Annotated in this window: 16 protein-coding genes; 4 read left to right on the forward strand and 12 right to left on the reverse strand. The window is 39.9% G+C overall.

Annotated features, from left to right (window positions below):
• Positions 1 to 10: 10 nt before the first annotated feature.
• Together ICL16_RS09485 and ICL16_RS09490 are read right to left on the reverse strand one after the other, a co-directional pair.
• Positions 11 to 1012, reverse strand: coding sequence for a hypothetical protein (locus tag ICL16_RS09485; protein WP_190826673.1), 1002 nt, complete (start codon positions 1010 to 1012; stop codon positions 11 to 13).
• A gap of 124 nt (positions 1013 to 1136) precedes the next feature.
• Positions 1137 to 1739 (reverse strand): hypothetical protein, encoded by a 603-nt coding sequence (locus ICL16_RS09490; RefSeq protein ID WP_190826675.1) that lies wholly within the window; start codon positions 1737 to 1739, stop codon positions 1137 to 1139.
• Positions 1740 to 2020: 281 nt separating this feature from the next.
• Here ICL16_RS09490 and ICL16_RS47180 point away from each other — a divergent pair, with 281 nt between their 5' ends.
• Positions 2021 to 2821 (forward strand): GNAT family N-acetyltransferase, encoded by an 801-nt coding sequence (locus ICL16_RS47180; protein ID WP_190826677.1) that lies wholly within the window; start codon positions 2021 to 2023, stop codon positions 2819 to 2821.
• Positions 2822 to 3043: 222 nt separating this feature from the next.
• Here ICL16_RS47180 and ICL16_RS46715 read toward each other — a convergent pair whose 3' ends face one another.
• The 6 genes from ICL16_RS46715 to ICL16_RS09520 form a co-directional block, all read right to left on the reverse strand.
• Positions 3044 to 3166, reverse strand: coding sequence for a hypothetical protein (locus ICL16_RS46715; RefSeq protein WP_273038625.1), 123 nt, complete (start codon positions 3164 to 3166; stop codon positions 3044 to 3046).
• Positions 3163 to 3459 carry a hypothetical protein gene (locus tag ICL16_RS09500; protein ID WP_202895465.1) on the reverse strand — a complete coding sequence of 99 codons (297 nt, stop codon included), beginning with the start codon at positions 3457 to 3459 and terminating at the stop codon, positions 3163 to 3165. Before ICL16_RS09500 ends, ICL16_RS46715 begins: the two co-directional genes overlap by 4 nt.
• 143 nt (positions 3460 to 3602) lie before the next feature.
• The gene (locus tag ICL16_RS09505; RefSeq protein WP_190826679.1) at positions 3603 to 3998 is read right to left on the reverse strand and encodes a hypothetical protein; all 396 of its coding nucleotides are present in this window, start codon (positions 3996 to 3998) and stop codon (positions 3603 to 3605) included.
• Positions 3995 to 4375 (reverse strand): hypothetical protein, encoded by a 381-nt coding sequence (locus tag ICL16_RS09510; RefSeq protein WP_190826681.1) that lies wholly within the window; start codon positions 4373 to 4375, stop codon positions 3995 to 3997. The genes ICL16_RS09505 and ICL16_RS09510 overlap by 4 nt, the downstream gene beginning before the upstream one ends.
• Positions 4376 to 4384: 9 nt before the next feature.
• Positions 4385 to 6238, reverse strand: a complete 1854-nt coding sequence (locus ICL16_RS09515; RefSeq protein WP_202895466.1) for a tetratricopeptide repeat protein — start codon at positions 6236 to 6238, stop codon at positions 4385 to 4387.
• 94 nt (positions 6239 to 6332) lie between these two features.
• Positions 6333 to 7988, reverse strand: coding sequence for an ATP-binding protein (locus tag ICL16_RS09520; protein WP_190826683.1), 1656 nt, complete (start codon positions 7986 to 7988; stop codon positions 6333 to 6335).
• Between the two features lie 310 nt (positions 7989 to 8298).
• Between ICL16_RS09520 and ICL16_RS09525 the strand changes: the two genes are divergently transcribed.
• From ICL16_RS09525 to ICL16_RS09535, 3 genes are all read left to right on the forward strand, one after another.
• Positions 8299 to 9897, forward strand: a complete 1599-nt coding sequence (locus ICL16_RS09525) for a DEAD/DEAH box helicase family protein (RefSeq protein WP_190826685.1) — start codon at positions 8299 to 8301, stop codon at positions 9895 to 9897.
• Positions 9827 to 11041 carry a DUF790 family protein gene (locus ICL16_RS09530; RefSeq protein WP_190826688.1) on the forward strand — a complete coding sequence of 405 codons (1215 nt, stop codon included), beginning with the start codon at positions 9827 to 9829 and terminating at the stop codon, positions 11039 to 11041. Before ICL16_RS09525 ends, ICL16_RS09530 begins: the two co-directional genes overlap by 71 nt.
• 404 nt (positions 11042 to 11445) lie before the next feature.
• The gene (locus tag ICL16_RS09535) at positions 11446 to 13452 is read left to right on the forward strand and encodes a TolB family protein (RefSeq protein WP_190826690.1); all 2007 of its coding nucleotides are present in this window, start codon (positions 11446 to 11448) and stop codon (positions 13450 to 13452) included.
• Positions 13453 to 13622: 170 nt separating this feature from the next.
• Here the strand turns inward: ICL16_RS09535 and ICL16_RS09540 are convergent, their stop codons facing one another.
• The 4 genes from ICL16_RS09540 to ICL16_RS09555 all read right to left on the reverse strand — a co-directional run bounded on the left by ICL16_RS09540 (position 13623) and on the right by ICL16_RS09555 (position 15619).
• On the reverse strand, positions 13623 to 13886 hold the full coding sequence (locus tag ICL16_RS09540; protein WP_190826691.1) for a hypothetical protein: 264 nt from the start codon (positions 13884 to 13886) through the stop codon (positions 13623 to 13625).
• Between the two features lie 134 nt (positions 13887 to 14020).
• Positions 14021 to 14290, reverse strand: a complete 270-nt coding sequence (locus ICL16_RS09545) for a hypothetical protein (protein ID WP_190826693.1) — start codon at positions 14288 to 14290, stop codon at positions 14021 to 14023.
• Positions 14291 to 14542: 252 nt separating this feature from the next.
• The gene (locus ICL16_RS45490) at positions 14543 to 15253 is read right to left on the reverse strand and encodes a helix-hairpin-helix domain-containing protein (RefSeq protein ID WP_190826695.1); all 711 of its coding nucleotides are present in this window, start codon (positions 15251 to 15253) and stop codon (positions 14543 to 14545) included.
• 24 nt (positions 15254 to 15277) lie between these two features.
• Positions 15278 to 15619 (reverse strand): NINE protein, encoded by a 342-nt coding sequence (locus ICL16_RS09555; RefSeq protein ID WP_190826697.1) that lies wholly within the window; start codon positions 15617 to 15619, stop codon positions 15278 to 15280.
• Positions 15620 to 16087 lie beyond the last annotated feature (468 nt).

Below are 16087 nucleotides of genomic sequence, written 5' to 3' on the forward strand. Positions count from 1 at the left end.
TTGTTGATTGTTAATTTTTATCAGATGATGCAGGCTCAATTACGCTACCTGGTAAAAGTACTTGATTATCTTTAACAAAGGCGTGCTTTAGGGTGATGTAATCTGTTATTTGTGGATCGAGGCTCGGTTCAAAGTAGAACATTGTCCAAGGTTCAATTCCTAAGTCTTCCTGACTAGGTTGATAAACTCGTGCTTCAATTCCGTAGCGTCTCAAAATTGTCTCTGCCTGTTCGATGCGTCTACGTACAGCAGTTGGGAGTTGAGTTTGTTCGTCTAGGGCATCTGCCATCAAGTCTTGTAGGTACTCTAACAAGTCGAGATTATTTTCTAAACCGGGTTTGAGTGTCTCTTCTCTTGCCCCATAGCCAGCAACTGTAATGTCGATTGATTGAAAAGCTTGAAAGAGATAGTCAAGTAATTTATCAATATCTATACTTATTTTAACTTGGTTTTTAGGTAGTTCTGGCTCTTGGGCAACATCTGTTTTCACGGGTGATGGCTGGGTGATTTTTCCAATCACTCCTCCCGTGATTGCTCCTATTAACCCCCATGAATATCCCCCTGCCAACGTTCCTGCTATACCACCAGCAAGTAGGCTACTAATTATATCGCGGCTTTGCTGCACTTTTTGTAAGAAAGCCTGTGTGCGATCGCCAATCGTTGTTAAAGCTTGCAGATTTTTATCTGCTTGAATAATTTTTGTAACTGGTAATATATTATAGCTATCACTCCTCTCACCCTCGCCCACAGAAAGCAAGTTGGCAGTTGCAGTGAAATCTTGCAGTTTGATTAATAGCAAACTGCTAATGTACTGACTGAGTGACTTTAACATTGTTGTGGCAAGGCGTGCTTGTGGTGGAGTTAATCCGCCGATGTAATCACCATTGAAGTCGGCAAGCGCCTTGATCTCATCTTGGATAATCTTGACTGCTTGCTCAGTTGTCTGAGCAGCTTCTAGTTGAGATTTTAGCTTGTCTTTTATCTCTTGGTAATGAGATACAAGTGTTTTCATAACGAAAAATTTAAGGCATCCCATTCCTATGGTATCGTTGCCCCATACCTGGTTAATACTTCTAATGAGTGAGGTTTACCGCTATTGTGAACGGAAACAACCGCACAAAGGGTTGTGGGCAGCATCAACCTTCTTTTACCATCCAAACCAAAAAACCCAAAATTTGCTCGACTGGAGGTAAAGGATAATCATTCAAATCTATTGTTACAATTTGTGACTCTAGCTTGAGAAATCGCCATTGTGTGCCACTAGTGACGCAGCCGTAAACAACAAAAATTGGTTGACCACAAGCTTCATTAAAGCGTTGCATAGCAACCATCTCAGCAATACACTGTCCCAGTCCCAACTTTAAATCCGCTTTTTTTGCTTCTACCACAACTATAGTAGGAGCTTCTACAGTTAATTGTTCTCTTGATCGGCTAACTAAAAAATCGCAGACTCCATTGAGTCCTGCATCTATATCTATATCAAACTGTTCCCCAGAAAAAACGCTGATTTCTTTGTTGAGAATGCGTCGCATCTCTAAAAGTACAGGATTGATTATTACCTCGGAACGAGCTTTTTCTGTACCTACTGCTATTGCCCAAGGTAAATCTTCTAATATTGTTTCTAGCCTGGGACTAAGGGTTATTGGTGCAATTGTATCTGGAAAAAATTTTACCCCCTCTACGATAGTGAGTTTCAAATCCCGCTTCGCTTTGTCGATAGTAAATTGGCTGTAGGGCATAACGCTTATAAAGCCGAAGTTGAGAATTTTCGGCTTTGACATCATTGGATTATTGACATAAGGCTATAATAGCAGCCGAGTAGGATTAGTTAATGTTGAGGATTAGCATTCACTGAAAGAACGGAGATAAGTATGCCTGAACACACTGCACGCACTATTCTCGTAATTGGAGCAACAGGTACGATGGTGGAAACGCTGCATCAAGCTTGGCGGATAAATTAAGAGCAATTTAATGCTTTCTTAGCAGTATAATAAGGTGCGTTTCTCAAGGAGAATTCGTAGTGAAGACAGTTTTTCTACACGCCAAAGACGATATAGAGGCGTTTCTCCGTCGCAATACCTATCTTCATCTTTACTATCTTGGGGACTTGGATGACTTCTTTTGGCAATACACAACGTGGTATGCCCTGGAAGAAAACCAAAAAATTAAACAGCTAGTTTTGCTTTACTGTGCAACATCTTTACCTGTACTTCTGGGCTTTAGTGAGGAACCCACAGATTTGATGAAATTGCTACAGTCAATCATCCATCTTCTGCCAAAACAGTTTTATGCTCATTTAAGTGGCGATGTGGCGACTGTCTTTGCCAATGACTACCAGATACAATCGCACGGTTTACACTACAAAATGGCTTTGACTGACACTTCGCCCTTGCAGACTATTGATACGTCCAATGTTGTACCGCTGTCAGTCTCAGATGTGAATGACCTAAATGAATTATACCGTGTTAGCTACCCAGGCAACTGGTTTGAGCCACGTATGTTGAATACTGGTTATTACTACGGCATCCGAGATGGTGCTACCATTATCAGTGTGGCAGGTGTTCATGTTTACTCTGCGCATTACAAAGTTGCAGCTTTGGGTAACATTACAACACATCCGCTGTTTCGCGGAAAGGGGCTGGCAAAGCTTGTCTGTGCAAAACTGTGCCAAGCTTTGTTGCAGACAGTCGATCACATTGGATTGAATGTGAAAGCAGATAACACAACTGCCATCAGCTGCTATAGAAAACTGGGCTTTGAAATTGTCGCTGCTTATGAAGAATATTCCCTATTGTTGAAGCGATCGGCATTATTATCTTAAAGGTTATAATAGCTTTTATAAGTGCATAAGCTGACGTGACTGATAACTACTACGGATTAGGATTGAGATCCTTTACCAAAATCATATGGTTTCCATTGAAACTGTGAAAAAAATCTTAATATTGTCAGCAAATCCTAAAGATACAAATAAGCTACGCCTAGATCAAGATGTTTTAAAAGTGTTAGGTAGTTGTAGTAAAGCTCACGCTTGCTTATACCGAATTTAATTGGGTACCGTCCCTGTATCCTCATCTATCCACTGTTTACGAAGTAATGCACGGTAAACAATGGCGCTACAAGGCAATGGTTCAAATTCTATGGTATTATCAAAAGACGGTTTTGTCATCTTTCATTAAACCACTGTAACCAATGAGCTAAATTTGACGCTGAAACGTCATCATCTACAGCATATTCATCATTTCTCTGGTGATAAATGTAAGCTTTCTTATCTGGACTAAAGGGACAAAAAAGGCTGACTCTACAATCCATCTCCCGTTTACTCCAATCTAAACTAATCCCTCCTTCATGATCTGTTGAAGCAGAGCCTCTAGGAAAGTTATTTCCCATCAATGAGTTTGCCTCTAAAACCAAGTTCATTACAGTCTTAAATGCGTAATCACGCTCGTTTGAGAATGGCATAATTATCCTCTTCTTCACACTCTAAAAGTTCTACAATACGTTTGAGCGTAACAGTTATTCCTTGAACATCTATCGAAGTAGTCATTGTATTTGCCTGAGGATAAAATTTAATATTAACCTGCAAACTTTGCTGATATACGCAACTAGGGTAGCCAAATAATACGAGACTGCTTTGCTAACAGTTCTGCAAATTTTTCAGCTAAAGCACGTTTATCTTCGCGATACGGTAAGCCTACAATATTTGCATGAGATGGAGAGTCGCGCACTACATCTAAACCTAATTCACGAATATCACCTACAACTAAACTAGCAACTCCATAACAATTTTTAAATCTTGCAGCACATTGCTCTGGAGAACAAACATTGGCAATATTTACAGAAAGTCCCTGTTCATTTTTTATTTTACGCAAAAAGAAGGCATCAGATATTACCATTCCAGTTTCTTCATCTATCCATTGTTGACGAAGTAATGCCCTGTAAACAATCGCATCTTCAGATAATTGTTCAAACCCTGCACTGTCAAAAGATTTTGTTGTCATTCTTTATTAAACCACTGCAGCCAATTAACTAAAGTTGAGACTGAAACAACATCCTCGACAGCATATTCATCACTGGTTGAGTGATAAATGTCAACAGGTTTTTCGGAGCTAGAGGGACAGAACAAGCGGACAGTGCGCTCTGGTTTTAAACTTGTCCAAGCTAGCCTAATTCCTCCCTCGTGATCTGTCGAAGCAGTGGCTTTGGGAAAGGTATCTCCCATTTGAGAATATGCCTCTGAAACTAAACTTAGCGCAGTTTTGAAAGCATAGTCAGTAGGCTTAAGAATGCCGTAATCATCCTCATCTTCTGCTTCTAACAGTTCTAAAATTCTTTTAAGAGTAATTGTAATTCCCTGAGCTTCTAACGCAATAGTCATTTGTTGCTCCTACAAACTTTGTTGATATTGTTCTAACAATTGGGGAATATAATCGTAACCATCTACTCCAATAACAGAGATGATTTTAGAGCGATTTTGCTGTAGTAAATCTTGAAAAGCTTCTGCGCCAATTTGTTGCTGTAAAATTGTTAATAATTCTGCTGGTGTGTTCCATTCATAGGAAGAAATTTGGTTTAACAAATACATTCCCAAACAGCCAGTGTAAATGGCTTTTTCCATGTTGAGTAAATCGTAATAAGCTTCAGCTAAATTGGATAAATTAAGACCTTGGAGATACAAATCGCCAGAAGTTTGTGCTGTATTAAAGCCAGATTCTAAATGTTTAATTGCTACTTCCGGTTGTTCAATTACTAGGTAAGCAATGCCCAGAGAACTAAAACACAATGCTTTACTTTGCACATCGCCTAATCGTTCTGATAATGTTAAACCTTGTTGCAAATAGTTAATAGCTGCTTCATAAACTTCTGGCTCTACTTGTTCTTCTTCTTGTTGAGCCTGCATGACTTCGCTGTAGCCTAAATTTACCAGAGCATTTGCTTCTCCTGTTCTGTCTCCAGTTTGGCGACTAAGTATTAATGCGCGTTGACTATAGTTGATGGCTTCGGTGTATACTCGATCTTGGACATAAGTGCGGCTGAGGTGGTTGAAGTTGGCAATTTCACATGCGCCATCGCCAGCACTCCGCGCTATCTCTAATGCTTCTCGATGAAAGTCAATAGAGCGCTGATATTGTCCCATTGCTCGCTGAGAATAGCCTAATAGTGTCAAAATTCTGGCTTTTTCTTGAGTCCCCTCAGCTTGCCGTAGTGGTTCATCTAAATATGACAACGCATCCCGCAAATAGCTACCGGAAAACGAGGCAAAAATCCCCCCATATAAAGGGAAATACGGACGCTGAGCAAAGTTGCGGAGAATTTGTAACATGATTTGTGAAGATGCCTTACTGTAGAGCGTGTCTCCAAAACCATTTGCTAGTTGACTCCAAATGACTGCAAACGTTAAGAAAGTTGAAATCGACAAATTTGAACCCGCTTTAACGTTGTAAGGTTGTTGGTCAAACCAGTTCACTAAAGAACGTTGCAAGTACTGTAAAATCAGCGCCATTTCTACCCAGTCACCTATAGTAACACTGGTGTTTTGTTGGGCAAATTCAATTGCAGATTCTTCCCTGGCTAAGGTGCGCAACAGTGCTTGGGAAAAGGTACTGTTTACTTGTTTTGCCCAAGTTGCCCAAGGACCATTTTCTCCTGGTACACCACCAAATCCTAAAGATTCACGACGTTCGTACATCCAGCTTACCAGATGGTCTTGCAATTGTTGCCAAGTTGTTAAACTACGAGCAATAGCAGATGCTATTTGCTGGAGATCAGAATTTGCTTGAGCAAATGATTGTAAAGATTTTGATAATTGCTGTAACTGTTGTAAAGAAAGCGGTTGCTTGCGGTTAGCGTCGGTAACACTTAATAATGTAGCGATGCGTTCCGATGGTGAAGCTGTGGTAATTTCTTTGACTGCTGTAGCGATCGCCGAGTTAGCTTGATTTTGCTGCTCAGCGCGTTGCCATTGACTTTGAATCGTCTTCATTGCCCTCAAACTACGGGTTGCTTTTGCCTGTTTGAGTTCATCTTTTTCCGTGTCTACTTGTTGCTGGGTAGCATTTAAATGCTCACTCAAAACCAGTTCAAAAACTTCTCCCGTGTCAGTCGTTACACCTTTTAGCAACATTTGATACACTTGTTCAGCGGAACTAATTTTGCCTTTCAAAGTGCTTTGGACGATTTCGTTAATTAAGGCGAGGTACTTTTCGCGTAATGGCAGAGAGTCAGACACGGGAACAACCATAATACATTACGTTTATTTTAATTGCAGTTGCTTTAAATCAACTTGTATCTGCGGGAGTTGGATACCTTTTTAATTACGAATTATGAATTACGAATTATTTAGTGAGGGGCAGATTGACAATGAATGTCGCCCCCTTTCCAATTCCAGGGCTAGAAACACAGACTGTGCCACCATGCAATTCTACCAAGTGACGCACAATCGCTAATCCTAATCCTAGTCCACCATGTGGGCGCGTAGTTGAGCTATCAGCTTGACGGAAGCGATCGAAAACATGAGGCAAAAACTCAGGAGAAATACCCTCTCCCGTATCACTTACTGTTATTTGGGCAAGTGGGGTGTGGGGTGTTTCTTGCCGACACCCTTGTATTGACAATCGCACCTCTATCGTTCCACACGAAGGTGTAAACTTGACAGCGTTGGATAGCAAGTTCCACATAACTTGTTGTAAACGGTTAGCATCACCCAAGATGAAGAATTTTGGTGCAAGGTGATCGCTTACAATAGATTCGCAATCACTCAATACCCCTAAATCAAAAATCGAAAATCGAAAATCGATTGATTTAGCTAGAGCAGCGGGACGCACCGTATCAATTGCTGCCTTTATAATTGGTACAAGTTCAATTTTAAGGAAATTGAGGCGAAGTTGACCTCTAATAATTTGCGATACATCCAAAACATCGTCTACCAATCTTCTCAGGGACTTGGTGTTGCGATCGATTGTTTCCAATGCACGCTCAGTAGTAGCCTCATCAAACTTGCGAGTTGTAAGTAGCTGTGTCCAGCCTACCATTGAATTGAGAGGAGTGCGGAGTTCGTGAGAGAGTGTGGCTAAAAACTCATCCTTCAAACGGTTTGCCGCTTCTGCTTCTTTTCGAGCCGCTTGTTCGGAGTTAAGTAGTTGTTCCCTTTCTTGCTCTGCAAGCTTGCGAGAGGTAATATCACTAATCAAGGCTATGTATCCGGACACTTGTTCCCCTTTGAATTGAGGAACGTAAGTGGCATTAAAATAGCGAATGCTACCATCTTTGTGGGGCATTTGGCTTTCGTAGCTTACTGGTTTTCCGGACAACACCTCTTCTACATACGGACGAATGGATTCATAAACAGCAATACCAAGAACTTCTCTAATATGCTTGCCATAAATTTCTGCTGCGGAAATTCCAAACCATTCTTCGTATGCTTTGTTATTAAAGCGATAGCGTTGTTGGGCATCGAGATGAGCAATTAGCACGGGTAAAGCATTTGTAATCAGGCGTAGTTCATCTTCTCGTTGGCGCAGCGCTGAGAGAGTTAGTTTGTGTTCTGTGATGTCGCGTTGAGTTCCCCACACTCTTTGCAGGAAGCCATTTTCCACAATTCCCACCAGATTGTTTAAGAAGTACTTAGAATTACCGTGCTTATCTACCTCATGGGATTCAGCATCAACTAGTCGGTAGCCAGAACGAATAAAACTACGTAAGTATTCTATATTCTGCGGATCTTCTGGAGGGTTAAAGTGTCCTAACCTTGCCCCGATAATTTCTTCGGCACAAGCATAGCCATACATTTTTGCCATTGCATCATTACATTCCGCTAGGTAGGCATACTGGTAAAAATACTGAAGTTGCTCATTTTCTGAACAGTTGGGCGAAATAGGTACTTCCAGTTCAAAGCACCAAATACCTTCTGAACTCTGCTCAACAAAAGCGCGGTAGCGTTCTTCACTTTTACGTAGCGCATTTTCTGCTTGTTTGCGATCGCTCAAATCCACGACAACCTCGTTCGATGCCTGCTTTTTGCATACTCATTTTTAATCACTATTATGCCTTGTCAAATTTCACTCCATACAGTTTTTTGCTGCACATCTGTCTGAAGTAGTAAAGTTGGAAAATATGAGAATAATTAACCACAGATGAACACAGATGAACACAGATGTTTGCTTTTATTTGTGTCAGTGGGATTAATTGTGTAGGTTTTGCGTTATTAATAATTATGTACACTTGAAAATATGTAAATTGGTATGGGAATTCAGGTATCAAAATATTGTACAGACGCTCCGACGGAGCGTCTCTACATGTAAAATGGCTCGTACCCCGGTATTAAATTTTGATCGTGGCACGTTAATTCTACATCCACCACCACGCGGCAGAGGATGGATGGATTATGCTACATGGGACGATCGCATAGAAAAGTTTCGTATTCCAGCAATCCATTATCGTGCTGTGGTGGAAGTATTACAAGCGGAGCAGACACATTTTATTGATGAAGCAAAGGCGTTTTATCCGGTAGAATTGATTCCCAGTCTGGTAATGGAACCTTACCCCCATCAAAGTGAAGCGTTGGCAGCTTGGAAACAAGGGGGAAGACAAGGGGTTGTTGTATTACCCACGGCTGCGGGGAAGACTTATTTGGCACAACTGGCAATGCAAGCAACGCCACGTACTACGCTGATAGTAGTGCCGACTCTGGATTTAATGCACCAGTGGTATGCACACCTGGTGGCAGCTTTTCCTGATGCGGAGGTGGGTTTGCTGGGTGGTGGCTCACGGGATAAAACGAATATCCTTGTGGCAACTTATGATAGTGCAGCAATTCATGCGGAAAAGTTAGGGGATCGGTATGCTTTGTTAATTTTTGATGAATGTCACCATTTACCGACGGATTTTAATCGGGTAATTGCTGAGTATGCGATCGCACCCTATCGTTTGGGACTTTCGGCTACACCAGAGCGTACTGATGGTAAACACGCTGATTTAAATTTCTTAATTGGTAGAGAAGTATATCGCAAAACGGCGGAGGAATTGGCAGGAAAGGCTTTAGCAGAACATGAAATTGTGCAAATTAAGGTGAACCTCTCCCAACAGGAAAGGGAACGTTACAACCAGTTAATTCAACTTCGTAATGACTTTTTAAAGGAAGCCAAGATTTCTTTGGGAAGTATCCAAGGTTGGCAAAGATTTGTGCAAATGAGTGCGAGAAGTCAAGCAGGGCGCAGAGCAATGTTAGCGCACCGCGAAGCTAAAGAGATTGCTTTGGGTACTGATGGTAAATTGCGCATTCTTGCTGATTTACTGGCGAAACATTACCCGGAAAGGGTTTTGATTTTTACTGCTGATAATGCCACAGTTTATCGTATCTCTAATGAGTTTTTGATTCCGGCGATTACTCATCAAACTGCGGTGAAGGAACGTCATGAGATATTAACTAAGTTTCGTGAGGGTGAGTATAAGAGTTTGGTTGCTTCTCATGTGTTGAATGAGGGTGTGGATGTGCCGGCGGCGAGTGTGGCAATTATTTTATCTGGTACTGGTTCGGCTAGGGAGTATATTCAACGTTTGGGTAGGGTGTTGCGGAAGGGTAAAGATAAGGATAAGCAGGCGATTTTGTATGAGGTTGTGGCGCTGGATACATCTGAGGAGGGTACTTCGGCGCGGAGAAGAGGAGCAGGGGAGCAGGGGAGCAGGGGAGCAGGGGAGCAAAAAAGAGGTAATTTGCAGGTTGTTTATGGTGGTAGAGACGCTCCGGCGGAGCGTCTCCACCCGAAGGCGGCACAGCAGCAAGAGATAAATTATTCAATCCAAAATCCAAAATCTAAAATCCAAAATCCTAATGTTACCAACAGAGTTGCTGAGTCTCCGGCAGAATGGGGAGGAGATTATTCCGAAGAGGTTGAAGATTGATGAGCCGAGTTTGGCGTTGGCTCTGGAGTTGATTTGTTGTTTTCAGGAGGCTGTGGGTGATACTCAGGGTGCGCTTGAGCGTCAGTTGTCGGAGTTGGAGGGGGATACTCCAGATTATCGAATGAAGCGGGGTTTGGCTTATATTTTGAAAAGCGGTTTTTGTACTTTTGAGGTGGTGAGTCCCCTAGAGCCGCAAATGTTACGGGAAAGGGTTTTTGCTTTGTCGGCGCAGTCTATTCCTAGTCGAGAATCTACTGAGGTGACTTTGAATAAGGTTGCGTTGGATTTGAGTCATGAGCTTGAGCGGGAAGTTTTACCTCAACAGGTTCGTGAGGGGTTATATGCTGATTTGTCGGAGAATAAGATTTTGATTGCTTTTGATGCTCCGACGGCGGAGGATTTGTTGCATCGATATAATTTGTCTCAGGTGCAGGGGGTTTTTTATAAGGCGAGTCAGTTGGTTATTAATGCTCATCGTAATGTTCCGGGACAATATAAGCTTTTGTTTCGCTATCTCAAGTTGTTTCAATTGATGGCTTATATTGAGGGGGATGCTGAACATGGGTTTACTATTACTATTGATGGTCCTACTAGTTTGTTTCATCCTAGTACGCGGTATGGTTTGGCAATAGCTAAGCTGATTCCGGCTTTACTTCATGTTACTAGGTGGAGTTTGTCGGCTATTTTGCAAAGTCGGGATACTTATTCTAATACTTGGAAGACTGGGCGTTTTACTCTTAATTCTGATTGTGGTTTGGTGTCTCACTATCCACCGGGGAAGCCTTACGATAGTATGCTGGAAGAGTCTTTTGCTAATAAGTGGGATGCGCTGAAGACTGATTGGGTGTTGGAGCGTGAGGTGGATTTAATTCCGATTCCTGGCAGTGTGATGATTCCTGATTTTAGATTGGTTCATCCTGATGGGCGTTATTTTTTATTAGAAATTGTCGGTTATTGGCGTCCTGAATATTTGCAAAAGAAGTTTGCTCAGGTACGCAAAGCACAATCTGATAATTTGATTTTGGCTATTTCGGAACGATTGAATTTGGAAAAGGCGGGTGTAAAATTAGATGATGTCCCTGCAAGAATTGTTTGGTTTAAAGATAAGTTGTTGCCGAAAGCGGTACTAGCAGTAATGGAGTAATTATGTATGAGGTTTATTTAAACTATCGTGAAGCGTTACTGTTCAATCATCAAATCAGGTAGGGTGCTGTACTCCTGGCTCACACACCCTATGTATCTGTTCAATAATCAAATAGTAGTCCTATATCATCTTGTCAATGTAGAAAAGTGCAACATTATTTTTTCAATTTGTGGTAATGAAGGCTTGAAAGTAAAATAAAGTTGATAAAAAGGTTATAAAAATATAATCTTTCGGTTAAAAGTTGTTTTTAACTACCTATTAAAAACCCGCTCAAATTCCAAGTAATTCCTGTTATTATGAGTGGGGGAATTTACGTATAGCTCTTAAAACATCACTGTTGAACAGCCTTCAGTTGAGGTTGTGAGAGTCAAATATTTTGTTATCTACCGTGAAAAGGAAAAAAAATGGCTATTTTCAATCTTGGTACATTGACTAATACTATCAACCGCCGTGAGACTGTCAGCCAATCAGATCCGATTGATGTTTTCCAATTCAGTACCAAAAGTTTAGGTAACATTAATGTGGCTTTAACAGACATTAGCGCCAATGTTAACGTTGATTTGAGTCTTTACCGTGACAACAATAACAATGGGATCGTAGATGCGTCTGATACATTCATTTCCAACTCCATCAGAGCAGGTAACGCGGATGAGTCAATTAATGTCGCCAATCAACCCGCAGGTAATTATATTATTCAAGCTAGTCCTTTTTCACCTGTAGATAATGCTTCTTACAGTCTATTATTATCTGCTGACAATCCCAGTAACCTTTTACCTGCTGAATTTCAACTCGGAGATTTAGAAGGCGATCGCACCTTCATCAATCAGGTAGGGAACAATAACACTGTTGATATCTACGCCTTCTCTATCGAATCACTTGAAAACGTCAACATTAATCTGGCTGGACTGACAAGTGATGCGGATATACGATTGATTAGAGACAGTAACTTTAATCGCATTGTTGACTCAAATGAAGTAATACTGAGTTCTACGGTAAGTGGTACGTCATCAGAGTCAATTAGCTTGAATACTCCAAGTAGCTACTACCTCCAAGTCTATCAGTTAAGTGGCGATACCAATTACACCCTTACCTTTGACTACTCACCGAGCTTTGATATTATACGCTTGTCCGTTGATTCTAACGGTATCCAAGGAAATAGGAGTTCAGGGCCTTCAAGTATTTCTGCTGATGGACGCTATGTAGCATTTACTTCCAGCGCTAGTAATTTAGTAGCGAATGATACTAATAATTCTAGTGATGTTTTTGTCCGCGATACCGTTAACAATACCACTACACTGGTTTCCGTTGATTCTAATGGTATCCAAGGAAATGGGAGTTCAGGGTCTTCAAGTATTTCTGCTGATGGACGCTATGTAGCATTTACTTCCAGAGCTAGTAACTTAGTACCAAATAATACTAATAGGATACTCAACAATTTAGGTGTTCTTGTCCGCGATACCGTTAACAATACCACTACACTGGTTTCCGTTGATTCTAATGGTATCCAAGGAAATGAGGATTCATTTATGCTAAGCATTTCTGCCGATGGGCAATATGTAGCATTTCAGTCTAGTGCCAATAATTTAGTACCAAATGATACTAATGGAAATTCCGATATTTTTGTCCGCGATACCGTTAACAATACCACTACACGGGTTTCTGTTGATTCTAATGGTATCCAAGGAAATGGTATTTCAAATTCTCCAAGTATTTCTGCTGATGGACGTTATGTAGCATTTTCTTCATTCTCTACAAATTTAGTATTAAATGATACTAATGGTAGACTAAATGACGATATTTTTGTCCGCGATATCATCAACAATACCACTACACTGGTTTCCGTTGATTCTAATGGTATCCAAGGAAATAGTTCTTCATTTTTTCCAAGTATTTCTGCTGATGGACGCTATATAGCATTTTCTTCATTTGCTAGCAATTTAGTACCAAATGATACTAATAACAATATTGGTGTTTTTGTCTCCAGTACCGATAACATTGATGTTTTTGTTCGCGATACCATCAACAATACCACTACGCTGATTTCCCTTGATTCTAATGGTATCCAAGGAAATAGCGCTTCATTTTCTCCAAGTATTTCTGCTGATGGACGCTATGTAGCATTTACTTCAAGAGCTAGCAATTTAGTACCAAATGATACTAATATGAGGGAAGATGTTTTTGTCCGCGATACCGTTGACAATATCACTACACGGGTATCCGTTGATCCTAATGGTATTCAAGGAAATAGGTATTCATTTTTTCCAAGTATTTCTGCTGATGGACGCTATATAACATTTACTTTATCTGCTTCTAGGTTTGATACTAGTGATAGCAATGTTTTTCTTGTACGCAACCCATTGATACCTACTGCTGATTTCGGAACTTTAGATCTATCAAACTTTAATTTCTAGCTAATTTACATCACGCTCAGCGCCACATCGACTCCCAATACGGTGCCGATTTTACCTTTAACGCTGTATTTATCGACACAAATATCCTCGTGTACGCGAATGTATCTGAGTCTCCCTTTCACCGACTCTCGTACCCATACTGGGTACGAGAAGATATGTTGTTTATTACCTTAATCTATTGCTATTCCTTGTGCAAAACCAAAACCAATTGCGATGGTTTTACCGCCAAAAATAGTTGATGTAGAAGAATTACCCGTAGGTACTGTAATTTTGGGTACTGTAAAGACAAAGGTGCGAGCATTTGTGTAAGTGCTAGCAAATTGTTCACCTTGTGCTTCTGCACCAACATCGATCGCAACTTCAGCACCTCCGCTAATTCTCGCGCTATCTTCATTCGATATGGATACCCACAAATCTTCTATATAATTTACCATTGCTTTTTCACCTCATCATCTAGGAGTGTCAGAAGATTTCTATTTTCTCTTTCAAGTCTGAATGGCACAACTGCCACTTAGAAGAACTTTTACAGAATCTATTATCCTATAATTTTGCGCTTATTTGCTTGACATCATCTAAATATTTGCAGCGCTTTGGTTAACTCATCACTCTGGATGTTTACCGGAAAAGTTAAACCTAACTCAGAGGTTGGTAGTTTTGTGATGATATCCGTGATTGGTTTTTGTACTGTCAATTCTTTCTGTACTGTAGGTTGTGTAGGGCTACTAAATTGTGCTGAGGCAGAAGCAGCTATAGTTACACCTCCTGTAATCATAGCTGTATCTTCTTGACCTAGTTTTTCAAACAGAACTTCTGTTTTATTTCTGTAGGTTAGTGTCATTGTACTACACCTCAATTTTGTAAATTTTTCTTTCTAGGTTTTCATACCACCAAGTAAAGTAGCAAACTAAAAAATCAAAGTCAACATGTTTTTTAAATCAAAAAATAATTTACTAAATTATAAATATCCGGAAGATTTTACTCTTAATTATCAAGAAAATAAATATTTAAAAATTCTTAGTAAATTGGTGATAAATAAAGTTTATGAAAAGTAGAGACGTTACATGTAACGTCTCTAAAGAATAGAAGATTCTCAAATAATATGAATATAAGTATTTAATGGCAACCCGGTTCGCTGTTTCACATCAATCAATGACTTGTACTCGCCTCTTTGCCTTTCGGTAACAATTTTTGTAGCGATCGCTTTATCCAACCCACATGAAATTAATTCTTCAGTTGAATAAGTGTTCAACCTTTTCCAAGAAAAATCAGCTTCTTTCTTGTAGTCGTAACTAAAAGTAATTAGTTGTGTTATCCGGGCTACTTGATTTTCTGGAATCCCGGCGATTTCTGTTAACTCTTCTGGATGAGTGAAAATATAACCTTCATTCAGTAGTGATTCAATATTATTAGCATATACTATTGGTAATCCTAAACTATTGACCAATTCATTTTTCGAGCATTGATTAATATCAATCTTGCTCCGGTGTTGTGCTACTAACTTAGCTAATTCTGGTTCTTCAGGGATTGGTAAATTTTTCGGATAAGTTTTGGCGAGAAATCTGTGTTTCAGGTAGAAAGCTACGCCAATCTGAGCTAAATATATCAGCCAAACTATAGCGGCTACACTACTAATAGAAGATAGAACAAAATTCAGAAATGTGATGCCTACACCTACTGCAATCCAAATCTTAGTTTTAGATTTGTAACCAGCATAGGCGATCGCTATACCCCCAAATACAGGAGTGATTGATAACCATACCCAAGCAGGGGTTTGTTTAAACCAAGAAGCAGATTGTGACACAGTAAATTAACCAATAGATTTAAATTACAAAGATTTGAGAAGATTCTGCCGTTTTTGCTCATATTCTTCTGCGGTGATGACACCTGTATCAAAAAGCTTTTTCAAATCACCTAAAGCTTTGGTTGCATCTTGGGCAGATACTGCTCCCCCAGCAGGAGCCATACCTTTGTTGTATTTAGCATTAAAATCTGCATCTGACATAAACGCTAATATAAAAAACTCAACAAATGCGATAATTGACGGAATGAAAGTCCAGCAAAATAATAAGTACAATACACCTGCTAAATTATTCCCCAGATAAAATTTGTGAATTCCCAACCAACCCACGAAAAAGCAAATAAGAATAGCTGATGTTTTACTTTTCATTTTTTATACCAACAATAAATTAGCAGTACAAGCCTATATTATTTAAGATGAGCGCGAAGAATGCTTACCCAACTTGTTCATTATGAAATAAATTACAAGAATACTTGCTTGGGCTTCTAACAAAACTAGATAGCCTTTTAATATATAGTTGAGATTTGTGGCAGAGTTTAAGTAAAAAATCAATCCACCAACTACTATATATGGTAATAAGTAACTTGCTCTAAGTATTTTCCTTTTGTTGTGCAATTCAACCTCAGCTAATAAAGCTTTAGTGTTGAAGACAATATTATTCTCAAAGTTAATTTTCAGGCATCACTAAATATACTGAACAATATAATTGCAGTTGAAATTGGTATATCCGTGAAATTTATCAGATACCCGACTTCTTTAACCTATATTCCGCACCCAATAGTGTCACAATCGGTAATTACTGAAATAAAAAAGCAAACCAAGAATAAAATGAGACAA

The organism is Iningainema tapete BLCC-T55 (genome assembly GCF_014698965.1).
Classification (GTDB): domain Bacteria; phylum Cyanobacteriota; class Cyanobacteriia; order Cyanobacteriales; family Nostocaceae; genus Iningainema; species Iningainema tapete.